General features: G+C 67.8%; 22 protein-coding genes and 2 pseudogenes. 18 read left to right on the top strand and 6 right to left on the bottom strand.

Annotated features, from left to right (window positions below; translation table 11 throughout):
* Positions 1 to 78: 78 nt before the first annotated feature.
* Positions 79 to 1,065, top strand: coding sequence for a methyltransferase (locus tag EV648_RS06440; protein WP_132286095.1), 987 nt, complete (start codon positions 79 to 81; stop codon positions 1,063 to 1,065).
* On the opposite strand, the gene EV648_RS42450 is transcribed toward EV648_RS06440, so the two are convergent.
* Positions 1,055 to 1,195, bottom strand: coding sequence for a hypothetical protein (locus tag EV648_RS42450; RefSeq protein ID WP_158293913.1), 141 nt, complete (start codon positions 1,193 to 1,195; stop codon positions 1,055 to 1,057). The two genes, EV648_RS06440 and EV648_RS42450, sit on opposite strands and share 11 nt — an antisense overlap.
* A 98-nt stretch (positions 1,196 to 1,293) precedes the next feature.
* Between EV648_RS42450 and EV648_RS06435 the strand changes: the two genes are divergently transcribed.
* From EV648_RS06435 to EV648_RS06415, 6 genes and pseudogenes are all read left to right on the top strand, one after another.
* Entirely contained in the window at positions 1,294 to 1,608 is a 315-nt protein-coding gene (locus EV648_RS06435) for a hypothetical protein (protein ID WP_132286092.1), read from the top strand.
* Positions 1,596 to 2,255 (top strand): hypothetical protein, encoded by a 660-nt coding sequence (locus EV648_RS06430; RefSeq protein ID WP_132286089.1) that lies wholly within the window; start codon positions 1,596 to 1,598, stop codon positions 2,253 to 2,255. The genes EV648_RS06435 and EV648_RS06430 overlap by 13 nt, the downstream gene beginning before the upstream one ends.
* Positions 2,256 to 2,339: 84 nt before the next feature.
* A pseudogene (locus tag EV648_RS45070) lies at positions 2,340 to 2,669 on the top strand (family 43 glycosylhydrolase); the annotation flags it as partial.
* Between the two features lie 61 nt (positions 2,670 to 2,730).
* Complete coding sequence (locus EV648_RS42440; RefSeq protein WP_158293912.1) at positions 2,731 to 2,985, top strand: hypothetical protein; 255 nt, start codon at positions 2,731 to 2,733, stop codon at positions 2,983 to 2,985.
* A gap of 118 nt (positions 2,986 to 3,103) precedes the next feature.
* Positions 3,104 to 4,561, top strand: coding sequence for a glycosyltransferase family 87 protein (locus tag EV648_RS06420; RefSeq protein WP_132286083.1), 1,458 nt, complete (start codon positions 3,104 to 3,106; stop codon positions 4,559 to 4,561).
* A 48-nt stretch (positions 4,562 to 4,609) separates the two neighbouring features.
* Complete coding sequence (locus tag EV648_RS06415) at positions 4,610 to 6,715, top strand: HNH endonuclease signature motif containing protein (RefSeq protein ID WP_132286080.1); 2,106 nt, start codon at positions 4,610 to 4,612, stop codon at positions 6,713 to 6,715.
* A 43-nt stretch (positions 6,716 to 6,758) separates the two neighbouring features.
* Here EV648_RS06415 and EV648_RS06410 read toward each other — a convergent pair whose 3' ends face one another.
* A complete protein-coding gene (locus tag EV648_RS06410; RefSeq protein WP_132286077.1) occupies positions 6,759 to 7,688 on the bottom strand; it encodes a threonine/serine dehydratase in 930 nt (309 codons plus the stop codon).
* 96 nt (positions 7,689 to 7,784) lie between these two features.
* On the opposite strand from EV648_RS06410, the gene EV648_RS06405 reads away from it, so the two are divergent.
* Positions 7,785 to 8,234 (top strand): hypothetical protein, encoded by a 450-nt coding sequence (locus tag EV648_RS06405; protein ID WP_132286074.1) that lies wholly within the window; start codon positions 7,785 to 7,787, stop codon positions 8,232 to 8,234.
* Between the two features lie 25 nt (positions 8,235 to 8,259).
* Here EV648_RS06405 and EV648_RS06400 read toward each other — a convergent pair whose 3' ends face one another.
* Complete coding sequence (locus EV648_RS06400; protein WP_132286071.1) at positions 8,260 to 8,736, bottom strand: VOC family protein; 477 nt, start codon at positions 8,734 to 8,736, stop codon at positions 8,260 to 8,262.
* A 277-nt stretch (positions 8,737 to 9,013) separates the two neighbouring features.
* On the opposite strand from EV648_RS06400, the gene EV648_RS06395 reads away from it, so the two are divergent.
* The 3 genes from EV648_RS06395 (at position 9,014) to EV648_RS06385 (ending at position 12,818) form a co-directional block, all read left to right on the top strand.
* Positions 9,014 to 10,789, top strand: a complete 1,776-nt coding sequence (locus EV648_RS06395) for a DUF222 domain-containing protein (RefSeq protein ID WP_132286068.1) — start codon at positions 9,014 to 9,016, stop codon at positions 10,787 to 10,789.
* 691 nt (positions 10,790 to 11,480) lie between these two features.
* The gene (locus EV648_RS06390; protein ID WP_158293911.1) at positions 11,481 to 12,176 is read left to right on the top strand and encodes a sensor histidine kinase KdpD; all 696 of its coding nucleotides are present in this window, start codon (positions 11,481 to 11,483) and stop codon (positions 12,174 to 12,176) included.
* Positions 12,177 to 12,251: 75 nt separating this feature from the next.
* Positions 12,252 to 12,818 carry a response regulator transcription factor gene (locus EV648_RS06385; RefSeq protein WP_158293910.1) on the top strand — a complete coding sequence of 189 codons (567 nt, stop codon included), beginning with the start codon at positions 12,252 to 12,254 and terminating at the stop codon, positions 12,816 to 12,818.
* Positions 12,819 to 13,134: 316 nt separating this feature from the next.
* Here EV648_RS06385 and EV648_RS06380 read toward each other — a convergent pair whose 3' ends face one another.
* The gene (locus tag EV648_RS06380) at positions 13,135 to 13,665 is read right to left on the bottom strand and encodes a hypothetical protein (RefSeq protein ID WP_199234448.1); all 531 of its coding nucleotides are present in this window, start codon (positions 13,663 to 13,665) and stop codon (positions 13,135 to 13,137) included.
* A gap of 236 nt (positions 13,666 to 13,901) precedes the next feature.
* A complete protein-coding gene (locus EV648_RS06370; protein ID WP_132286056.1) occupies positions 13,902 to 14,588 on the bottom strand; it encodes a GntR family transcriptional regulator in 687 nt (228 codons plus the stop codon).
* A gap of 138 nt (positions 14,589 to 14,726) precedes the next feature.
* Here EV648_RS06370 and EV648_RS06365 point away from each other — a divergent pair, with 138 nt between their 5' ends.
* The 6 genes and pseudogenes from EV648_RS06365 to EV648_RS06345 all read left to right on the top strand — a co-directional run bounded on the left by EV648_RS06365 (position 14,727) and on the right by EV648_RS06345 (position 21,402).
* Positions 14,727 to 15,926 (top strand): CaiB/BaiF CoA-transferase family protein, encoded by a 1,200-nt coding sequence (locus EV648_RS06365; RefSeq protein ID WP_132286053.1) that lies wholly within the window; start codon positions 14,727 to 14,729, stop codon positions 15,924 to 15,926.
* A 12-nt stretch (positions 15,927 to 15,938) separates the two neighbouring features.
* Positions 15,939 to 17,333: pseudogene (locus EV648_RS45065) on the top strand (hydantoinase/oxoprolinase family protein); the annotation flags it as partial.
* Positions 17,334 to 17,367: 34 nt separating this feature from the next.
* On the top strand, positions 17,368 to 18,021 hold the full coding sequence (locus tag EV648_RS43840) for a hypothetical protein (protein ID WP_241994931.1): 654 nt from the start codon (positions 17,368 to 17,370) through the stop codon (positions 18,019 to 18,021).
* 3 nt (positions 18,022 to 18,024) lie between these two features.
* On the top strand, positions 18,025 to 19,896 hold the full coding sequence (locus EV648_RS43835) for a hydantoinase B/oxoprolinase family protein (protein WP_132286050.1): 1,872 nt from the start codon (positions 18,025 to 18,027) through the stop codon (positions 19,894 to 19,896).
* 7 nt (positions 19,897 to 19,903) lie between these two features.
* Entirely contained in the window at positions 19,904 to 20,518 is a 615-nt protein-coding gene (locus EV648_RS06350) for an isochorismatase family protein (protein WP_199234446.1), read from the top strand.
* Positions 20,515 to 21,402: a hydroxymethylglutaryl-CoA lyase gene (locus tag EV648_RS06345; RefSeq protein ID WP_199234445.1), complete on the top strand. Its 888-nt coding sequence runs from the start codon at positions 20,515 to 20,517 to the stop codon at positions 21,400 to 21,402. Before EV648_RS06350 ends, EV648_RS06345 begins: the two co-directional genes overlap by 4 nt.
* Here the strand turns inward: EV648_RS06345 and EV648_RS06340 are convergent.
* Positions 21,373 to 22,341, bottom strand: a complete 969-nt coding sequence (locus EV648_RS06340; protein ID WP_132286047.1) for a helix-turn-helix domain-containing protein — start codon at positions 22,339 to 22,341, stop codon at positions 21,373 to 21,375. The two genes, EV648_RS06345 and EV648_RS06340, sit on opposite strands and share 30 nt — an antisense overlap.
* A gap of 148 nt (positions 22,342 to 22,489) precedes the next feature.
* Here EV648_RS06340 and EV648_RS06335 point away from each other — a divergent pair, with 148 nt between their 5' ends.
* On the top strand, positions 22,490 to 23,284 hold the full coding sequence (locus EV648_RS06335; protein WP_132286044.1) for an alpha/beta fold hydrolase: 795 nt from the start codon (positions 22,490 to 22,492) through the stop codon (positions 23,282 to 23,284).
* Positions 23,285 to 23,295 lie beyond the last annotated feature (11 nt).

Below are 23,295 nucleotides of genomic sequence, written 5' to 3'. Positions count from 1 at the left end.
CGGCCGGCCACTCCCCACGGGGTGTGGTCGGCCGGCTGGTGTCTATCGCCAGCTCCCGATTGAGCGGATGATCGGGCCATGGACTCCCTTGCGACGTTGCAGTCGATGGTCACTGGTTTTCGTACCTCCGCGGCGCTCAGCGTCGCTGCCGAGCTCGGGCTGTCCGACGAGCTGGCCCGCGAGCCACGCACTGCTGCCGACCTGGCGAAGGCGGTCGGCGCGGACGAGGACACACTGCGACGGTTGCTGCGAGCACTCGTCGCTGTCGGTGTCTACGCCGAGCACGATGGTGCCTACAGCAACACAGCTGTCGGCGCGGGCCTGCGGTCGAACGTGGCGGGGAGTCTGCGTCCGCTGGCCCGGACTCTGCAGGACCCGGCGCTCTGGGCGGCGTGGGGCCAGCTCGGTCACAGCGTGCGGACGGGTGAGAACGCGTTCGAGGCCTTGCACGGGTACGACGTGTGGACCCATCGGCAGGGTCAGCCGGAGCACAACGCGATCTTCAACGACAACATGGCCGCGCTCACCTCGTCCGTCGCCGCCGCGGTGGCCGCGGCGTACGACTTCTCCGGGCGGAGCAGTGTTGTCGACATCGGCGGAGGCCAAGGCATCCTGCTGGAGGCGGTGCTGACGGCGTACGAGCACCTCAGCGGCACGGTCTTCGACCTGTCCCACGTAGTCGCCACCAAGCCGAGGTCTCCGGCGCTGGAGTCGCGGTGGTCCTCGGTCGCCGGCAGCTTCTTCGAGAGTGTGCCGCCCGCGGATGCCTACCTGCTGAAGTCGATCCTGCACGACTGGCCGGACGACCGCTGCGTGGAGATCCTCCGCACCTGTACCGCGTCGCTCAACCCCGGCGGCGTAGTACTGGTCGTCGAACTCATCCTCGGCAGAACCGGTCAGGAGGTCCTCGCGGCCTTCTCCGACCTCAACATGCTCGTTCTGCCCGGTGGCCGGGAGCGCACCGAAACGGAGTACGCCGCTCTCTTCACCGCGGCGGGTCTCCGCTTGAACCGCGTCCTCGACACCAACAGCCGCATGTCCATCCTGGAAGCAATCACCGCTTGACAGTCGTGGTGGTGATGACGCGGGCGGAGGGCTCCGGGACGGTGGTGGAAACGGTCAGCCGGCCTTCGGTCCGGGTGTAGGTCCAGCCATCCGGTTCGTCGGGGAAGAAGTCAGCGACCTCGCCGTCCAACGCGAAGGTGATCGTCGCCGGGCCGGGTTGGCGGTGCCAGAGGGTGAGGTAGGAGGTGGCTCAGCGCGGACGTCCGCGACTCGCTGATCCCGTACTTCATGAACGCCTTCATCTACGACCCGCAGGGCACCAGCGGCAACAACAACTCGGCCCTGGTACTGCGGGACGGCAAGGTGGACCTGCAGGCGAACAAGGACGGCTGGCGCGAAGGGCTTGCCTACCTGAACTCGCTCTACAAGGAGGGCCTGATCGACAAGGGCGCCTTCACCCAGAACGCGGACGCGCTGCAGCAGCAGGGTGACAAGACCGGCACCGTCATCCTCGGTTCGGCGACCGTGCTGCACCCCGGCATCTTCGTCACCTTCGGCCAGCCCGACGGCCGGGACAAGCAGTACGACGCGTGGCGCCGCTGACCGGGCCGAACGGCTCGAACTTCTCGGCGTACAACTTCCCGAGCGTGCCCGGCGCCACCTTCGCGCTGACCAACAAGGCGAGCCCCGAGGTGCAGATCCAGTCGATCAAGATGCTCGACTACCTGTTCACCTCCGAGGGTGAGATCAACGGGATGTTCGGCACCGAGGGCAAGACCTGGGCGAAGCCGCAGCCTGGTGAGGTGGCGCTCGACAAGTCGGTCAAGCCGCTCTACCGGCAGATCCCGCAGAAGGCGGGCGCGAAGCCGCCGAACACCGCGTGGCAGGCGATCGCGCAGTACAACAACACCGCGGACTTCCGGGCCGCCGAGTCGATCAACACCGACATCTGCAACCAGGCGGGCTACGAGCGCCGGCTGTTCGAGGCGACCAAGCTGTACGACGGCAAGGAGGACAAGGCGCAGGTCTACCCGTACTGGAAGGTGTGGATCGACCCGTCCCTCGGCAGCGAGGTGGCGACCCTGCAGACGAACATCGAGAACTACGTCCAGCAGAACGCGCTGCAGTTCATCACCGGCTCCAAGGACCTCTCGAAGGACTGGGACAGCTACGTCAAGGGCCTCGACGGCCTCGGCCTGAAGCGCTACCCGGAGATCCAGCAGACCGCCTACGACAAGGTCCCCAAGTAATGGACCGGACCGGCCGGACGCCGGCCGGCCGGCCGGTCCTCCTATACCAATCCAGTCCTTCCGGGCGACTACTCCGATCCTGACGTGATCAGGGTCGGTGAGGACTACTGGATGATCACGTCGACCTTCCAGTACTCGCCAGGGATGGCGATCCTGCACTCGCGAGACCTGGTCTCGTGGCGACACGTCGGCGCCGCTGTACCGGACATCGGCGTGCTGGGGCCGGAGTACCGCTCGGACCGGATGGAGAGGTACAACGTCGGCATCTACGCCGGGAGCCTTCGTCACCATCGCGGCCGGTACTGGCTGCACTTCACGACACTCGACGAGGGCATCTTCGTGACCACCGCCGAGCATCCGGCCGGTCCTTGGTCGCATCTGCACCGACTGAGCGACGAGACCGGCTGGGAAGACCCGTGTCCGCTGTGGGACGAGGACGGACGAGCCTGGCTGGTGGCGAGCTCGCCTGGTCGCGGTGCCTGGCCCACTCTGGCTGCAGCTGGTCGTCGACGAGCGCGACTACGTCACCTACGCCTACAGTCTCGACGGCAGGACCTTCGATCCGCTCGGAAACACCGACACGGCCTCATGGTCGGACTGCCGAGGCGCCCGAATCGCCCTGTTCAGCACCGCTCCCACCGACGACGCCGGCACCGCCCGGTTCGACACCTTCCGGTACCGCGTTCACCAACGACTCCAGACACCCACCGCTGCCCGAAGTACGCGGTGAAGCGCTTGCTCGCCGGTGGTTCGTGGCACGCGGATGGGCGGGGATGAGGCACGCGGGTGGACATCCTGGGTAACCTGGCGGGCGCCGCCTGCCAGGGCGGCGGAGCGGATAGGAGACGATGGCCCCCGTGACGCCACCAAGTGCCCAGGACTCGCAGGCCCGGCCGGCCGAGGTCGACCCGGCCGTCGCCGGCCTGACCGTGGGCCTCGGCGGTCCGACCGGGCGGTTCGCCCGGATCAGTTCGTCCTGGTGGACGCCGCTGCGGATCGTGCTGGCCGTCTGCACGATCACCTTCGCGCTCGGGGTGCTGCAGAAGGCGCCCTGTATGGAGGCGGGCTGGGACCGGCAGAGCTGGCGGCCGTTCAAGGCGCTGTGCTACTCCGACATCGGCTACCTGTACCAGGAGCGCGGTTTCGCCGAGGGCAACCGGCCGTTCCTGGACACTGGCAACTACCCGGTGCTGGAGTACCCGGTGCTGACCGGTGGCTTCATGGAGGTCGCGGCTCAGATCACCTGGCTGATCACCGGCGACCCGAAGCAGGACCTGACGGTCGAGCAGAAGCGCGACACCGCCGGCGTCTTCTTCGTCGTGAACGTCGCGATGCTCTTCGTCTGCGCGCTCATCCTGGTCGGCTTGACGGCAGCCACCGCGCGCGGCGTCGCACGCCGCCCGGGCGGGGCCCGCGGTCAGCCCCTCGTCGCCCTGTACGTCGCGGCGGCGCCGGTGCTGGCGTTCACCTCGACGATCAACTGGGATCTCTTCGCGGTGGTGCTCACAGCCGGCGCGATGTACGCGTGGTCCCGGGGCAAACCGGTCTGGTTCGGAATCCTGCTCGGCCTAGGTACCGCGGCGAAGTTCTACCCGTTCCTGCTGCTCGGGCCGTTGCTGATCATCTGTCTGCGCGGGCGCAAGCTCTGGCAGTGGTTCGTGGCGGCACTCGCGGGAGTCGTCACCTGGGGGCTGGTGAACGCGCCGATCTACCTGCTGGCCAAGAACGAGTGGCTGTCGTTCTGGGTCTTCAACGACGAGCGCGAGAGCGACTACGGCTCGATCTGGTACGTGCTGAAGCTGGCCAAGCACGAGGTCGCCGACGTCAACCAGCTCAACATCGTGATCTTCTCCGGGCTCTGCCTCTCGATCGCGATTCTCGGACTGATGGCGCCGAAGCCGCCGCGCTTCGCGCAACTGGCGTTCCTGGTGGTCGCCGCGTTCCTGCTGGTGAACAAGGTGTACTCACCGCAGTACGTGCTCTGGCTGCTGCCGCTGGTCGCGCTGGCCCGGCCGAAGCTGCGGGACTGGCTGATCTGGCAGGCCTGCGAGACCTTCTACTGGATGATGGTCTGGCTCCATCTCGCCCAGTTCCTCGCCCCCGGATCACCAGATCAGCCGGACCGGATCTACTGGCTGTCCGTGATCCTGCGGATGGCCGGCACCCTCTGGCTGATGCTGGTGGTCGCCCGCGACATCCTCCTGCCAGAGCACGACCCAGTCCGCCAAGGCGGCCTGGTCGACGACCCCGGCGACGGCGTCGTCTCCGACCTACCACCCCGAAAACTAGACCCAGCCCACGTCTAGCCCAGCTAGCAACCGGCGCGAGGCGATGAGGGCCTCGGACGGCCTGGCTTGATCGCGGAGAGTATTCGAACATATACTCGATTTATGAGTGAGTGTCCGATCAGTGAGCCGGTAGGCGACGTGCTGCGTCCGTCGCAGCAGCCGGCCGGGCGCTCGCCGTTGTCCCTGGCTGCGGCTCCACCAGCGCCTCGGGGTGCACCTGGGGCGGCGGCTGAGGATGTGGAGACGAGGTTCCAGGAGCTTGTCGCGATGTCGCGGCGCCGGGCGCGGGCTTATGACCGCCATGGTGGATTGTCGCGGTTCGACGAGGAGGACGACCACAACCAGGGCTCGTTGCTGTATGAGGCTGTGGTCTTCCAGGACACGTCGCGATTGACCGACGGGGGCTGGCTGGATCGTGTCGAAGCCATCGGCCGGCTCGAGGCGCGGCTTGCCGGGCTGAAGGCTGAGGCGGTCGCGTCCTTCGACGACTCGGTCCGTGGTGTGTCGGCTGATCTCGGACACCGGCATCCTGAGCCCGGTGACCGGGTCGCGGCGGCGGGCGAACGCCGTTGGCATGGTGGGGATCTGCGCTCGGTGTCCGATGAGATCGGGCTGGCGCTGAATCTGCATCGATCAGCGGCAACCAGGCGCATCCACTCGTCGTGGGAACTGGTCCACAACTTTCCCGCCACCCACCACGCGCTGGTCGAGGGCGTCCTGACCGAACGTGCCGCTTTCACGATCGTCGCCGAGTTGTCGGTCCTTGATGACCTCGAAGACGTTCGTGCGGCGGAGGCGGCGGTGCTGGACTGGGCCCGCAACCATCCGCTGCAAAGCATCAAGCAGCTCGCCCGGCGCGAGGCCGCCCGGCGCAACCCGGCCTCGACCGAGAAGGCTCATCAGCAGGCGCGCGATGAACGTTCGGTGCGCATGGTGAGCACCGACTTCGGAACCGCCGAGCTGATCCACAACCAGGACGCTGTCGACGCAGCCGCTGTCATGACCAGCCTGTCCCGCGCCGCCGTCCGCCTCCGCCGCGACGGCGACACGCGCACCATGGATCAGCTCCGCGCCGACGTAGCCCTGGCCCGCCTCCTCCCACGCTCCAAGAAGCCCGCCGCCAGTACCACGGATTCTTCAGCCGACCACGCCAACCCGGCCGACCACCACGATCCCGCTGACCACCATTGCACCGGTCGCGCCGACCATCACCACGATCCCGCTGACCACCACTGCGCCGGTTGCGCCGACCACCACAGCGCCGGTCCCACTGACCACCGCGTCGGTCCCGTTGACCATCGCGATGGCTCCGCCGATCAGTTTGGTGACGAGGCTGGTGGGCGGGAGTTGGACGAGACCGCTGCGGGCGCCGATGCGGTAGTGGTCATTCATGCCACCGGCGCCGAACTGCGCGCGGTGCTCACCGGGCAGGTCAGCACCGGCGGCGAGGTCGACGGGCAGGGACCGATCCCGCAAGGTTCATTGCGCAAGCACCTCATCAAAGCCATCCGCGATACGTTGCTCCCCGATCTGCCAACGACCCCCACCGGGAGGCGACGGCGCCCGGCGTTCCACCAGCCCCCGCATCCCGCCGGCGACTCGGTCACCCCGGAGGGTCGGCATCCCGCCGCAGAGTCGTTCAGCACCCGGGACTCGCAGTCGGCGGGAGACTCGCTCAGCGGGCAAGACTCGTTCAGCGGGCTGGGCGGTTCGCGGGTTGAGTTGCGGGTGACTGATGAGCCGCCGCCGGGTGATCCCGATTTGTATGCGCCGTCGGCCGCGGCGGACAGGTATGTCCGGTGGCGGGATCGGGTCTGCCAGTTTCCCGGCTGCAACCGGCCGGCTGAATTCGCCGACCTCGATCACCGGGTCGCGTTCGCCGCCGGTGGCAGGACCACCGCTGACAACCTGCACTGCCTGTGTCGACACCACCATCGCCTCAAGCATGAAGGCAACTGGTCCATCCGGCACAATACGGACAACACCTACACCTGGATCAGTCCCACCGGCCGCCACTACCGCCAGTACAGACCGGCGGCCCGACCAAGCACCAACCTCCACGTGGCCCACGACCCACCCGATGAAACGCCCGACGGTCAGCACGCGGCTGGTGAGCACCCGGCTGGTAAGCACCGAGCTGGTGAGCACCCAGCTGGTGAGCCGCCGGCCTGATGAAGGGTCCCGTCGACTGGTCGGGGCGCGAGCGGCCGAACGCTCAGAGGACCAGTTTCGCGACGTCGAGGTTGCCGCCGCTGACGACGCTGGCGGTGAGGCCGTGGAGTTCGACCTTGCCTTCCAGCAGGGCTGCGAAGGGGGCCGCCGCGGCTGGTTCGAGGGCCAGTTTGGTGCGGGACATGACGAGCCGGGTGGCCTCGATGATCGCGTCCTCGCTGACGCGGACCACCTCATCGACGTACTGCGTGATGACGGCGTAGTTGTGGGTGCCGCAGACCGGGGCGGCGAGGCCGTCGGCGACGCTCCTGGCGGTGGGGAGCTTCTGCGGTTCGCCGGCTTCGAGGCTGCGGCTGACCACGTCTGCGGTCTCGGGCTCGATGCCGATCACGCGGATGGCCGGCTTCAGGAGCTTGACCGCGAGCGCGACGCCAGAGATCAGCCCGCCACCGCCGACCGGAACGAGCACGGTGGCGATCTCGGGGCGGTCCTCGAGCAGTTCGAGGCCGAGGCTGCCGTGGCCGGTGATCACGTCGAGGTCGTCGAACGGGTGCACGCCGGTCAGCTTCCGCTCGTCCCGGATCGACTCGTAGGCGCCCATCAGATCGCCTTCGACGAGTTCCACCTGAGCGCCGTACGCGCGGGCTGCCTCGATCTTCGCGGGTACGGCGGTCTTCGCCATCACGACGGTCGCCGGTACTCCGGCGTCGCGCGCCGCCCAGGCGAGCGCCCCGGCCGCGTTGCCCGCCGAGACGGTGATCACGCCGCGCTCGCGTTCCTCCGGGGTCAGCTTCAGCGTCTTGTTCAGCAGCCCGCGGACCTTGAAGCTCCCGGTCTTCTGGAACAGCTCCGCCTTCAACGTCAGCCGGCCGCCGAAGATCCCCTCGAGCGCGGACGACTCGACCATCGGCGTCCGATGGATCCGTCCCCGGAGTTGAGCGGCAGCGGTACGAATATCCTCGAGGCTCGGCATACCCCGAACCCTAGTCGCCGGTCCCGGGGCGTGAGCCGCTGACCGGGAGAGGATGTCAGCTCGACCTGAGGAAGCAGATGCCGAAAGGAAGCACGTATGAGCAAGCCCTTGCCGATGCCGGCGTACGAACCTCGGCCGACCGAGTCGCTGGGTGTCCGGGAAGCTGCCAGGTGGAAGGTGAAACTGATCGGCATCACCGCTGGCGACGAACTACCCGCCGGCAGTGCCTTGGACGCCGCGCTCGACGCTGCCGTGAAGCAGTTGCCTCAACCGGCCACCACCGAGCGGCGCCAGGGGATGGCCTTCCTGATCGTCCACTCCGGCACCGAGGCGCTGTGGGGAATCCTCGGCTGGTGGGAACTCGACATCCTCTATCTCCGCACCCTCCGCGCCGACCTCGGCACAACAACCTTCACCCTCGTCCCACCCGACGGCCCGACCGCCTGCGCCTGGGAACTCCTGGCCGTCGACACAGAACGCCAGGCCTGGGTCACCCACGTCCTGTCGAACCCCAAGGACCCGGACTACGTGGCATACCTCGCTTGACCCCCGCCATACCCGGGCTGAACCGTCAGCTGGCGGCGGACTCGGGGTGTCCTCGGCGGCGGCCGTAGAGTAGGCCCGTCGCGGCCGATTCGCGGGCGGCGAGGATTTCTAGGTAGTGGGGGTTGTGCATGATGCCTAGGACGTTGCCGAAGGGGTCGACGACGGAGGCGGTGGTGAAGTCGCTGTCGCCGTGGGAGGTGATCGGAAGGTACTCCTTGGCGCCCATCGCGAGGAGCTTCTCGAAGGTGCCGGCGAGGTCGTCGACGTGCCAGTGCATCACCGCGCCGCCGGGGGCGTTCGATGCGCCGGGCGGGGCGTACTTGCGGTCGATGAACCCGAGCTCGTCGCCATCGTCCCCCACCCGGAACTCCATGTACGCCGGGGTGGCGGGCGCGGCCGGGAACGCGTAGTACGGCTTCTGTCCCAGCAGTTCGGTGTACCAGTCGCGCGCGGCGGCGAGGTCGTCGGCGTAGAAGCTGATGGTGGCGAATCCTCGGAACATCGGCACTCCCTGAATCGGTCTCGAGGCGGTGTTTCCACCTCGGTGAACACCATCATCACCCGCAGAAGTGCTCACCCAATGAGCACTTTTCCAGGCAATTCTTCTCAAATCCCTCCTGTCTGGAGATCGCGCGGCAGCTCGCTACTCACAGTGCGTCTACTAGTAGGAATACATCAGTCGCTCCCACTTCCGGTTGCGAAGTTTCCCTTGTGGATAAGGAGAATCGAGGGGTTGGCCAACTTGCAAGCGATGCATCACTCAGGGTAGTGTCGAACGCATGTTCGACGAGGATGTGGCTGACCTGGATGCGACCGAGACGCTGGTCTGGGCCGCCGAGGTGCATGAGCTGCGCACGCAGGCCGAGGTTCGACTCGTCGAGCTGGCGCAGCACTTCGCCGACCTGCATCCCGACCCCGCGACGGTCCCCGGCCGGGTGTCGTTGGCGGGTGGTGAACGCGGTGTCGTGTATGGCGGTGCGGGCTGTCCGGCGATCGCCGAGTTCGCGGCCGCCGAGTTCGGGGCGATGATCGGCCGCTCGGCGGGTTCGGCTGCCGTTTTCATCGGCCAGTCCCTCGCTTTGCGCCACCGGCTGCCGCGCATCTGGGCTCAGGTCAAGGGTGGTCACGGCGAGCCCTGGAAGGCCCGCACTATTGCCACTGCCTGTCTGGCGCTGTCGGTGGAGGCCGCCGCGATCGTGGACCGTCGGGTCGCGGGGATGATCGATACCGTGACGCCGGTGCGGCTGGAGAAGATCGTCAGGGCGGCTGTCCAGCAGGCCGACCCGGACGCGGCTCGCGCTGCTGGCGAGGCCAGGGCCAAGGAGCGCGGCGTCTGGGCGGGTCGTACCGATGACCATGGCACCACCACTTTGTATGTGCGTGCGGCCACCGGCGACGTCATCCACTTCAAGGCGACCATCCGCCAGATCGCCGACGCCCTGGCCCAGCTCGGCGACACCGACAGCCTGCCGCGACGCAAGGCCAAGGCGATCGGCATCATCGCCGACCCCGCGCTCACCAACGAACTCCTCACCGTCGCCCACCACCTCACCCCAACCACCACCGCCCCCAATGCCGAAGCGGTCGCGACCACCGCGCCTGCTTCAGCAAAGACAGGACCAGATAAGGCCGGCACGGGTGTCGCGGCGAACCCCGCTCCAGGTACCGCCGACCACACCGCGCAGTGGCAACCCGCCGACCTCCCTGTCCCGTTGGCCGACGAGACCGGTGATGTTGCGGGTGGTGGGGAGGATGGGGCGACGGGATGGGTTGTTGTTGATGAGCCTGGCGAGCATGACGAGGCTGATCGGGATCCGCCGCACCCCGATGACCCGGTCCACGACCGCCTGTTCTGTTCGGCTGGTCTACCTGAGCCAGGACCAGCGGACGACCGCTGCGCGGAGACCCCTGAACCGGCAGGCGACGGTGCAGGGCTGGGCGGTGCTGCGCGCCAGGAGGTCGCGAGGAAGCTGGCGGCGATCAAACAAGGCGCCTACAGCGACCGGGGTGGCGGTGTCACCGGGCGCAGGCCTGCCCGGACGACGCTCTACGTGCACCTCACCGACCAGACGCTGCTGGCCGGCGGCGGGGTCGCGCGGGTCGAGCGCTTCGGTCCCGTCTTCGCGGCCCGGCTGGAGGAGTTGCTCGGCCACGACCAGATCGTCGTCAAGCCGGTCATCGATCTGAACGACAAACTCAGCGTCGACGCCTACGAGATCCCTCGCCGGATCCGGGAGCGGGTCAAGCTCACCCATCCGGTCGAGCAGTTCGTGTTCGGCGCCGCCGAGACCACCGACAGCGTCGATCTCGACCACATCGCGCCGTTCGACTTCAACGCCACCGGGCCACCGGGGCAGACCGGTACCGACAACCTCACCCCGCTACGGCGCTACAGCCACCGGGTCAAGACCCACGGCGGCTGGCGCGTCCACCGCCTGGACGACGGCGCCCTGGAATGGACAACCAAGCACGGCTTCAAATTCCGCGTCGACCACACCGGAACCCACCCACTCGCGGACCACACTGATGCCTCCCGTCCAGTCGTGGATCGGTAGTGACAGGCGGATCGGTCGCGCTGGACGGCGACGTCGAAGCCGCGGCCGGACAGCATCCGGGCGACAACTTGGATCGGCACCAGCGCGCCCGAGTGCTGGGTCCCGCCGCTCCACGCTGTCACCTCGTGCGGCGTGCGCTTCAGGCTGGTGCGCCGACGACGGAGTCGTAGTCCTGCTGCTGAGGCTCGCCCCGCATCAGTACCCTCGCCGTGATCACGCCGAAGATGAAGTAGCCGACGTGGGCGAAGAACACCACGCCACCGCCGACGGGAGACCTGGCTTGGTGAGGCCATTGCCCAGGTGCCAGTCCACGCTGCACTGATGCAGGCATTCGCGGTAGATCAGGTGCGTGCGGGCCGGTCCACACGCATGCGGGTGCGAGCAAGCCGCTCGATCGCCTCATGCTGGATACGGTCGGTGGTCCCGCCGTCGCTCTGCAGTGACCACAAGCGCGCTTCGACCCCGAGCTGATCCATTGCGAGCGACAGCCGGCACCTCCAGGATCAGCCGCTAACCCGCGATGCCCGACAGTTGGATCCACTCACTACCCGGTCTCACCGGAGCACGTCCCTGGGCTCAACCAGGGGAGTCGACCCGGGTCTCCCCGGGGACGACGCGCGCCGATCTGCGCGAGGGTTGTCACATCAGCGCACCGCACGGGTCGCTCCAGAGAAGAATGAGAACCCATGTCATGAGCACGACAGCTGCGAAAGATGGCACGGAGGGCTACTACACGGTCTGGGGCGAGGGTCGTGACGTTACGTTCTCCGGACGGCAGGGCGTGCACGACCGCTTGGCTGCGGAGCAGCTTGCGGAGCATGCCGCCCGGCTTGCTCGAAAGAATGAGGCGCTCGAGGATTTTGCGGCACTCGTTGCGCACGACGTGAAGTCTTCGCTCCTATCCGTCCTGATGAGCGACGAACCGCGCAAGGTCTTGACGCGGGCGCTAGAGATCGTCGACTCGATCCTCGCGGCGACGCGCGCCGATCGAGCTGATGGTGGCGCAGCACAGGGAGCCGACTGTGTGCGACAGGCCGCCGCCGACCTTGGAGATATTCACGCTGAGGTCATCACAACAGTGACCGGCGAGTTCCCGATCTCGCCGGCTGCCCTTCGTATCGTGCTGCGGAACCTGCTGGCGAACGCCGTCGCGGCGGGCGCAGGCCGCATCTTTGTCTCGGCGGTTGCTCGCGGGGATCGGCGTGTGCTCGTAGTCGATGACGACGGCGTCGGGCTCGGGTCGACCGATCGCTACGCGACCGGTGGTCACCTTGGCCTCTCCTTGTGCCGTCGCCTGGTCGCCCGGTTCGGCGGCGTGCTGGAGCTCAAGCCGCGAGCCAGCGGTGGAACGCGCGCCGTACTTGTCCTCACCCAGGTCGACCGATGATCCGCGTCCTCCTCCTCGTCGACGACCACGGGCGCTTCCGTTCGTCGCTGCGCCTGCGGCTTGGGCACGAAGACGGTGATCGTGCCCGTCGGCGAAGCCGGAACCGCCGAGCAGGCGGTCATCAAGACACATGCCTTGCAGCCCGACGTGGTCTTGCTCGATCTGGTCCTGCCACGGAGGAATGGCTCCGACATCATTCCGGACCTGCTGAGAGTGTCCCCGGCGCCGAAGGTCTTGGTCGTTTCGTCGCGCACCCAACCGACGTCGGTACGGCAGGCGATCACCGCCGGTGCGCGCGGTCATGTGCCCAAGCAAACGTCTGACACCGTGTTGATCAAGGCGGTCCGCCAGGTCGCCTCCGGCGAACGCTACGTCGATCCCGATCTGGGAGCGCAGTTCGTCATCGCGGATGGGCAGCCGGCGCTCGAACCGATCAGTGAGCGCGAGCGCGGGCGCGACGTTCTCTATCTGCTCGCGCCCGGTTACACGAACCAGGAGAGCAGCAAGCATCTCTACATCTCGCGGCGAGCGGTCGACACGCACCGCGCACACATCATGCGGACGCTCAGGCTCGGCACCCGCGCTCAGCTAGTCCTGCTCCCACTCGCAAGCGGTCTGATCGGAACTTGTCACGGTGGTTGAGGCCAGCGGGAGTTACGCGGCGGTCTGTTGGACTGTCTTGTTTTGTTGGGTTTCGTGGATGGGCGGGTTGATCCAGGCTGCGTCGGGAAGGTTGAGGACGGCCGGTGTCGCGGCGGTGGTGAACCGTTCGGGGTTCGCGGTCCGGGCTGCGGCCAGGGGCTGGTGGCGGCGCCTTCCCCGCCTACGCCACGCCGACAGTGACGAACGGCTCACCCACGCTCAACTCCGAAGAGCCCGATTAGGAGCGCTGCTGAGTACAGACGGGGTTTGGTCCCGCATTCGGAGCACAGCTGAGTCGTGGACCTGAGTGCAGCAGTTAGGTGCCGGGCTCGGCTGATGGGATCGTCAAGATCTGTGGATCAACGGGGGCCGGCAATCGGTGCTGTTCGGCCAGTCGGCGGTTGGCGGCAGCACGAACGCGGCGCGTTCTTCCCTCGTCAGCGAGCAGGCACAGAGCAGCAGGCGACGTCAGCATCTGCGCTGCTGTGCGCTGGAACCAATCGGAGGCAGCGACAAGATCCTCTGGTCTCCAGGAATCGTCGATCGCGATCGACCTCAGCAACGTCCATTCCCGCAGCCGGTGGACCAGGAACTCTCTGTCTACGATCACGGTGGACATGGCACGGCGCCAGTCAGGGAAGGTGGCGTCCGCAAGCAACTGCGCTGCTCGTCGGTCCAGATGGCGGATGACCGCCGACTGAGCCATCGTCCTGTCCGGGTCACGAAGAACCATCTCCACCAGGCCGCCTTCGTCCTCGGGGAGGACGTCGGCCAGTTCCTGCAGATAGCGAGCGAACCGCAGATGCTCGTCAGGTACTTCCTCTGTGGTGTCGCTCCCGCCGTTCATGTCGCGGCTCCTTGGTCGTGCGCAGGTGCATCCAGTGCTCGGCCGGGCAATCGTAGAACGCCGGCAGCGAGTCGGCCTCGTCGACGATCTTGGCCGCCCGCCGTGCCGAACTTGGCGCCGTACGCGCCGCCGGTGACGGCCAGCGCCGGCGAGCGGCGTTGTGCCGAGGGCCGCAACAGCGTTGTACTGCGCGGGCTGTGGGCGGGCGAGCGGGTTTCCTTGATGCAGGCAAGGGGTCAGGGGAGTGAGGGATCGTCTTGGGGAATAAGGGAGTGCCAGGCGGCTCGGACGTGGCTTCGCATTACTGATTCGGACCAGTCGGGGTCGGCGGCGGCTAGGGCTGCTACCAGTTCGTGGTGGTGGGCGAGGCTGCGTTGGAGGGCCTCGGGGGTGTAGTGGGTGAAGGTTCGCCAGACGAGGGGGACCTGGATGACCGAGGAGATCACGGCGGTCAGGCGGCTGTTGTCGGCGGCTTCGAGGATCGTGCGGTGGAACTGGTTGTTCAGGTCGGTGAGCTTGTCCACATCCTTCGGGCGGCCGCCCGGCGCGATCTCGTCCATCCGGTTGGCCAGGTCGTCGAGGACCACCACGTCGACGAGGCCCGCGGTGGCTGCGAGGCGGCAGCCCCATGGCTCGAGGACGGATCGGAGGCTGAAGATCTCGTCGAGGTCGCGGACGCTCCAGGCCTGGACCTGTACTCCGCGGTTCCGCTCGTATCGCACGAGACCCTCGGCAGTGAGCCGGCGGAGCGCCTCGCGGACCGGAGTACGGCTGACTCCGATGGATTCGGCCAGTTCGCCCTCGCGGAGCCAGTCGCCGCCCTCGCGCCGGCCGGACAGGATCTGCTCGCGGATCAGGCTGTAGGCCTCGTCGGCGGCGTGGCCGTTGTCGGCTTCACGCGGGGCTGGGGTGCGGTCGCTCATGGTGTTGGTCACGGTACCAATTCACCAGAGTTGCATGCAATCAATGTGGACAATCCGTTGACACAAGCGCGAAACGCGACCTAGGTTCACCACCAATACCGCGAATCGTATGCAACTTTGTGGATGGATCGAGGATTGATGACCGACGCGTTGCCCCTGGACGACATCCGAGTCGTGGAGCTCGGCCAGTTGCTGGCCGGGCCGTTCTGCGGTCAGTTGCTCGGGGACTTCGGCGCCGAGGTGATCAAGGTCGAGGACCCGGAGCGCGGAGACCCGATGCGGCAGTGGGGACGCGAGCGGCCGTACGGCAAGTCCCTGTGGTGGCCGGTGGTTGCCCGGAACAAGAAGTCCGTCACCGCCGACCTGCGCACCGAGCAAGGGCAGGACCTGGTACGCCGACTGATCTCCACCGCCGACGTGCTCATCGAGAACTTCCGCCCCGGCACCCTGGAAAGATGGGGCCTGGCTCCCGAGCAACTGTGGGAGCTCAACCCCGGCCTGATCGTCACCCGCGTCAGCGGATTCGGCCAGACCGGGCCCTACTCGTCGCGCGCCGGCTACGGCTCGATCGGCGAGGCGATGGGCGGCATCCGTTACGTCACAGGCGATCCCGACCGCCCTCCGGCCCGCGCCGGGATCTCGTTGGGCGACTCCCTGGCTGCCACCTTCGCCTGCCTCGGCACGCTCGTGGCACTCCATCAGCGCGGTCGCACGGGCCGCGGCCAGGTCGTCGACTCGGCGATCTACGAGGCCGTGCTGGCGATGATGGAGTCGCTCGTTCCGGAGTACCAGGTCGCCGGCTACCAGCGCGAGCGCACCGGCACCACCCTGCCGAACGTTGCCCCGAGCAACGTCTACCCGACCGCCGACGGCGAGATGGTGCTGATCGCCGCGAACCAGGACACGGTGTTCCGCCGGTTGGCCGAGGCGATGGAACGGCCGGAGCTGGCGGCCGACGACCGGTACGCCACGCACGGCGCCCGCGGCAGCTCGATGGAGGAGCTGGACGGCCTGATCGCCGAGTGGAGCAGCACGGTGAAGGCCGACGAACTGCTCGACAAGCTCAACACCCACGGCGTACCGGCGGGCCGCATCTTCCGGGCCAGGGACATGCTCACCGACCCGCACTTCGCCGCGCGCGAGGCGATCGTCCGGCTGACCCACCCGGAGCTGGGGGAGTTCGCCATGCACAACGTCGTTCCCAAGCTCTCCGACAGCCCGGGCCGGGTTCGGCACGTCGGCCCGGCCCTCGGCGAGCACAACGAAGAGATCTACCGCGACCTGCTCGGGCTCGGCGATGACGCGATGACGTCGCTGCGCTCAGCCGGTGTCATCTGAGGAGGGACACCCATGACCTACCGGCTCGGCGTGGACGTCGGGGGGACGTTCACCGACATTCTGTTGATCGACGAGGACACCGGGCAGACGTACCGGGCCAAGACCTCGTCCACCCCCGAGGACCAGTCGATCGGAGTACTGCGGGGCATCGAGCGCGCGTGTACCGCGGCCGGCGTCCCGATGTCCGAGATCGGCGAGGTGTTCCACGGTACGACGGTCGCCACGAACGCGATCCTCGAAGGCAAGGGCGCGCGGGTCGGACTGGTCACCACCGACGGCTTCCGACAGGTCCTGCAGATCGCGCGGTCGTTCGTCCCCGGCGGCCTGGCCGGCTGGATCATCTGGCCCAAGCCCGAGCCGCTCGCCGCGCTCGAGGACACCGTCGAGGTGCGCGGCCGGATCGGTGCTCAGGGCGACGTGGTCGCCGAGCTCGACGAGGACGACGTTCGGGCGAAGTTGCGGACGCTTAAGCGGCGCGGGATCGAGGCCCTGAGCGTCAGCCTGATCAACTCCTACACGAACCCCGACCACGAGCACCGAGTTGGCGAGCTGGCCGCCGAGGAGCTGCCGGACGTATCGGTGTCGCTGTCGTCCTCGGTGCTGCCCGAGTTGCGCGAGTACGAGCGCACCATCACCACAGTGGCGAACGCAGCAGTGCAGCCGCAGGTCGCCCGCTATGTCGCGAACCTGGAAGCTCAGCTGCGCAAGTCGGGTGTGGACGGACGGTTGTGCATCCTTCGCAGCGACGGTGGTCTCGTCTCCGCGGCCGTCGCAGCCGACAGCCCGGTCAACCTGCTGTTGTCGGGGCCTGCCGGTGGAGTGACCGGCGCGACCTGGGTGGCGGAACAGGCCGGCTACCCGGACTTCCTGACCTTCGACATGGGCGGTACGTCGACCGACGTTGCCCTGGTGCAGGGATTGACGCCGAGAGTCGGCCGGGAGACTACGGTCGGGGACCTCAAGGTCCGGGCCACTTCGGTCGACGTGCGAACCGTAGGAGCCGGGGGTGGATCGATCGCCCACGTCCCGCAGCTCACCCAGGCTCTCCGGGTCGGCCCCCAATCGGCGGGCGCATCACCCGGCCCCGCGGCGTACGCGGCGGGTGGTACTCAGCCGACGGTCACCGACGCGAACGTAGTACTCGGGTATCTGCCGACCGAGCTGGCCGGTGGTGAGATCACGCTGGATCGCGAGGCTGCGCGAGCCGCGGTGAAGCCGATCGCCGACGCGACCGCGCTGGAGTCGGTGGAGGCCGCGGCGGCGGGCATCGTCGACATCGTCAACGAGAACATGTTCGGGGCGCTGCGACTGGTGTCGGTGCAACAGGGCTTCGACCCCCGCGACTTCGCACTCGTCGCGTTCGGTGGAGCCGGACCGCTGCACGCCAACGCTCTCGGCAAGCTGACCGGGGCCTGGCCGGTCATCATCCCTCCCTCACCCGGTGTCCTCTGTGCTTACGGCGACGCGACGACCAACCCTGCGGGACGAGGCGGTCCGGACCTTGGTACGTCGGTTCAGCGAGCTCACCGACGACAGCCTTCGGGAACTCCTCACCGACCTCGCCGCCAGGGCACGGGCCACCCTCGCCGAGCAGGACGTCGCCGAGGAGGACCAACGGATCGTCTACTCCGTCGACCTGCGCTACCACGGCCAGGGCTTCGAGATCCCGGTCCCGGTGGACCTCGACACGTTCGACGGCAACGGCTCCGGCGTTGCGGAGCTGCGGGCAGCCTTCGACGCGGAGCACCAGCGGTTGTTCTCCTTCGTCCTAGAAGCCGAGCAGGAACTGGTCACCGCCAGGGCAACTGCGCACGGCCCGAAGCCGGAGGTCGCGGCGCCCGAGTTGGAGGCCGGAGACAAGGATCCGGTGCACGCACTCCGGACTCACAGCAGCATCTGGGTCGAAGGCGCCGAGATGACGGCCGGTATCTACGACCGGGCGTTGCTGCGCGCGGGCAACGTCGTCACCGGCCCGGCGATCGTCACCGAGATGGACTCCACCACCTTGGTACTGCCCGGTCACGCGGCCACCGTGCATCGCAGCGGCAGCCTCCTGATCCGTCCCGTCGACCACCCCGACTCCAGGGAGAGCTGACCCATGGCACGCCTGATCGAGACCGCGACCGACCCGCTGAAGTCCGTCGCCGTCGACGTGGTCACCCTCGACCTGATCGAGAACGCGCTGCGCAACGCGCGGTACGAGATGGACGAAGTGCTGTTCCGTACCGCACTGTCGCCCGGCATCCGCGAGCAGCACGACGAGTTCCCGCTGATCGCCAACCCTGAGGGCAAGATGATGGTCGGCCAGTTCGGGCTGTCCATCCCGGACTTCCTGGAGAACTTCAGCGGCGACATCGAGGAGGGCGACGTCCTCCTGACGTCCGATCCCTACTCCTGTGGAGCCGCGATCAGCCACGCCAACGACTGGCTGGTGGTGATGCCGATCTACGTCGACGGACGGATCGTGGGCTGGTCGGCGATGTTCGGGCACATGTCCGACGTAGGCGGGAAGTCACCCGCGTCGATGCCGACCGACGCCCGCACGATCTACGAGGAAGGCGTGGTGATCCCGCCCTTCAAGCTCTACAAGAAGGGCGTGCTGGACGAGGACGCGCTGCGGATCATCCTCAACCAGGTGCGCAAGCCGGATTGGAACCGCGCAGACCTGCACGGCATCGTCGCGGCCTGCCGTACTGCGTCCCGCCGGGTGCAGGAGATGTGCGCGCGGTTCGGCGTCGACACGTACAACTCGGCGCTCGACCAGTTGCTGGAGCGCAACTACCGCGCGATGAAGACGCTGCTCGAGATGGTGTTCAAGGACGGCGAGACGATCTCGTTCACCGACTACATCTGCGACGACGGCCTCGGGTACGGGCCGTACGAGCTGAAGCTCAGCCTGACCCGGACCGGGGAGAAGGTGCTGCTCGACTTCACCGGCAGCAGCCCGCAGGCACAGGGCCCGATCAACTACTACATCAACGAGAACCTGGTCCGGATGTTCTTCGGGATCTACATGATCACCGTCGCCGATCCGCAGATCCTCTGGAACGACGGCTTCTACCCGCTGGTCGACGTACGGATCCCCGACGAGTCGTTCTGGAAGCCGAAGTTCCCCGCCGCGCTGAACGCGCGCAACCACGGCATCGGGCGCGTCTTCGACCTCTTCGGCGGACTGCTCGGCCAGACGAACCCCGGGTTGCTCAACGCCGCCGGCTTCTCCTCCTCTCCGCACTTCATGTACTCCGGTACATACGGCCCGGGTGAGCGGAAGGGGGAGTGGTTCCAGCTGTACTCGATCGGGTTCGGCGGGATCCCCGGCCGGCCGGTGGGCGACGGGCCGGACGGACACTCGCTGTGGCCATCGTTCGTCAACATCCCGTGCGAGTACCTCGAGTCGTACTACCCGCTGCGGATCGAACGGTGGGAGACCATCGCGGACACCGGCGGCGCGGGCCTGCATCGCGGCGGGAACGGGGTCGACGTGGCCTACCGATTCCTCGAGGCGGGGACGATCGCGATCCACGACGACCGGTGGCTCACGTATCCCTGGGGAGTCAACGGCGGTGAGCCGGGTGCGCGGAGCCGCAAGTGGATCGAGCACGCCGACGGCAGCAAGGAGATGCTCGGCAGCAAGGTGCACGACGTGCCGGTGGCGCCAGGCGACCTGCTGCACTTCGTGACCTGGGGTGGCGGCGGTTGGGGTGATCCGCTCGCTCGCGACCCGGAGTTGGTCGGGCTCGAGGTCCTTCGGGGTCTCCTGACTGCTGAGGGTGCGCGTCGGTACGGCGTGGTGTGCGACGAGGTCGGCGCCGTGGACACCGAGGCGACGGAGACCCTGCGGGCGGAGTACAGGGCTGGGCGGCCGGATCCGTTGCCGACCTTCGACATGGGGCCATCGATCGAGACGATTCTCGAGCGGAGCCTGGAGGAGACCGGGCTGCCCGCGCCCCGTCCACCGGTGGCCCGGTGAAAGCGCTGTGAGCGGGATCGATGAGGGCTTCGGGGGTCGGCTGGCTCCCGGGGCCCGGCCGGCTGTGCTGGCGGTAGACCTGATGCGGGCGTACTTCGACGAGGCCAGTCCGTTGTGCCTGCCGCCCTCCGCCTGTCTGGACGCGGCCGGTCGGGTGATCGGCGCGGCGAGGGCGCACGGAGTACCGGTGGTTCATACGCGGGTCGCCTATGGGCCGGACGGGGTCGACGGCGGCGTTTTCGTCCGCAAGGTCCCGGCGCTGAGGGAGCTCTTCGACGGTGGCGGCAAGCTGGGCGAGCTGATGCCGGAGGTGGCGCCGACAGCAGTCGAGCTGGTGCTGGTCAAGCAGTACGCGAGCGCGTTCTTCGGTACGTCGCTCGCGTCCACCTTGCTTGCCCAAGGCATCGACACGGTGGTGCTCGTCGGGGTCAGCACGAGTGGTTGCATCCGGGCAACTGCGGTCGACGCGATCCAGCACGGCTTCATCCCGCTGGTGGTTCGCGAGGCAGTCGGCGATCGCGCGCCGGGGCCGCACGAGGCGAACCTGTACGACCTGCAGGCGAAGTACGCCGAGGTCGTGAGCGAGGCGGCGGCGATCTCCTATCTGAAGGAGGACCGGTGATCGAGATCGTCGAGGTCTCGCCGAGGGACGGACTGCAGAACGAGTCGGCGATCCTGTCCACCGCTGCGAAGATCGAGCTGATCGAGCGAGCTGTTCGCGCGGGCGCGCGGCGGGTGGAGGTGACGAGTTTCGTCAACCCACGCAAGGTTCCCCAGCTGGCGGACGCGGATGAGCTGATGGCCGCGGTCCCGCGGTACGACGGGGTGCGGTACGCCGGGCTGGTGATGAATCAGCGCGGGCTGGATCGTGCACTCGCCGGCCGGGTGGACGAGATCGACATTGTGGTGGTCGCCACGGACACGTTCTGCGGACGCAACCAGGGGATGACGACAGCCGAGGCCTGTGACACCGCGGCCTCCCTGGTGCAGGCGGCGCGAGCGGCAGGGGTGTTCTCGACGGTGACCATCGGCGCGTCGTTCGGCTGCCCGTTCGAGGGCGAGGTATTGCTGGACCGGCTGGGCGAGGTCCTCCAGCGTGTGGTCGACGCGGGGCCGGATGAGCTCGCCCTCGCCGACACCATCGGGGTTGCCGTGCCCTCCGACATCACCGAGCGCGTGGCTTTGGCCGCCAAGCTCGCGGGCGACCTGCCGCTGCGGCTTCACCTGCACGACACCCGCAATACCGGCGTCGCCAACGCCGTGGCCGCAGTACAGGCTGGCGTGACAACGCTCGACGCCAGCATCGGCGGTGCCGGTGGCTGCCCGTTCGCCCCGGCAGCCACCGGCAACGTCGCCACGGAAGACCTCGTCTATCTCTTCAACCGCATGGGCCGAACCACCGGGCTCGACCTGACTCAGACCATCGCCGCAGCCGCCTGGCTCCAACAACAACTCGACAAACCCCTGCCCAGCGCGCTACTCCGCGCCGGCGATTTCCCCTCCTGACTGCCGCCAGTCTCGTGGGGTCATGCCGTAGGCGTGGCGGAAGCGGCGGGTGAAGTGACCGGGGTCCGCGAAACCCCAGCGGGCGGCTATCGCGGCGATCGGCAGGTGCCGGGCGCTGGGAGACGTGAGTTGGCGGCGGGCGCCCTCGAGGCGTTCGTTGATGAGCCACTGCTCGAAACTGAGGTGGTGGCTGGCGAACAGCTTGTAGAGGTACCTCAGCGAGATGTAGTGCTCCGACGCCACCCGCGCCGGCGTGAGATCCGGATCGGCCAGGTGCTGGCGTACGTACCAGGTGATCCGCGTGAAGAGGACGTCGGCCATCGCCGGACGATGGTGTCTGTCGTCGTCGGCCGCCGAGGCGAGCAGAGCCCGGACGAGATTGGTGGTCGCGGCGCCGAGCATCGGTCCGGACCGAGTGCCTTGCAGTGCGTCACTGATCGGTGGCAGCCCGCCGAGGTGATGGAGCACCAGTTCATACACCGGACTGCTGGGCAGCCGAGCGGCCGCGGCTCGTATGGTCTCGACACTCAGCCCGAGATCGCTGTAGTCGATCTGGAAGGCAAGCGACGCTCCGTGACCACTCCAAGCGAATTCGTAAGGAGAGGTCAGGTCGACGAGCATCAACTCACCGGTGTGCACGCGCTGCTGGTGCCCGTCCTGACCGAAGGCCCCGGTCCCCACCACCTGTACTGCGAGCGCGAGACGTTCGGGCGCTCCGAGCTGCACGTGCTTGGTGGTGCGGACCAGCCGGATGCCGGAGCCTTCGTTGCGGAACAGATCCGGTGCGCCGAGCTGCCAGAAGTCCATCCGGGCATGGACATCGCCGTGCCGGTCCTCGTGCTCCACCCGTGACGGGACGCTCGCGGACATCATCGCCGCGTAGAAAGCCTCGGCGCGATCCTGGGGCGGCAGGTCGGTCGTGTCGAGGATGACCGCCATCGCCAGCCTCCGCTTCAGGGGGTAGGCGGACTGTGCACCAGCAGCCCGGAACCGTGCAGTCAGATCCTATGTCGCGCTGCTTTCCGCTGGCTACGTTTGCGCCCACGGTGTCTGGGGCCCGTCACGTTCCCTTGCTCGAAGGAGAAACATGTTCCTGCGCAAACGACGTCTAGCCCACCTCCTCCTCGCGGTCGCCATCATCTTCGGCATCGCCGGATCCGCGTCCGCGGTCTCGCAGCACGGCCCGAAACCGACCATCGTGCTCGTGCACGGCGCCTTCGCCGACGCCTCCGGCTGGAACGACGTGATCCGCAATCTCCAGCGCAAGGGCTACCCGGTCCTGGCCCCCGCGAACCCGCTCCGCGGCGTCGACCCCGACTCGGCGTACCTGCGCAGCGTTCTCGCGACGGTGAAGGGCCCGATCGTGCTCGTCGGACACTCGTACGGCGGGTTCGTGCTGACCAACGCGGCCACAGGCAACCAGAACGTGAAGGCGCTGGTCTACATCGCCGCCTTCGCACCGGATCTGGGTGACACCGTCGGCGGCCTGTCCGGGCAGTTCCCCGGCAGCCAGTTGACCCCGGACGCGCTGGACATCCGGCCGTACCCGGGTGGTGCCGACGGCTACATCAAGCTCTCGCTGTTCCGGAAGGTGTTCGCGGCCGACGTGTCCGCGTCCACCGCCGCCGTGATGGCGGTCTCCCAGCGCCCGGCCGATCTGGGCACGCTGCAGCAGCCCTCCGGCGTACCGGCGTGGAAGACGATCCCGTCGTGGACCCTCGTGGCCGCGAACGACCAGGTCATCCCGCCGGCCGCACAGCGCTTCATGGCGAAGCGGGCCGGCGCCCACATCGTCGAGGTGAAGGCGTCGCACGTCGCGATGATCTCGAAGCCCGGCCCGACGACCGACCTCATCATCGCCGCTGCCAGGAGGACCTCCTGATGCCGTACCTC

The organism is Kribbella sp. VKM Ac-2568 (assembly GCF_004345365.1).
GTDB classification, from domain to species: domain Bacteria; phylum Actinomycetota; class Actinomycetes; order Propionibacteriales; family Kribbellaceae; genus Kribbella; species Kribbella orskensis.
This window is presented reverse-complemented; position numbering and strand designations above follow the sequence as displayed.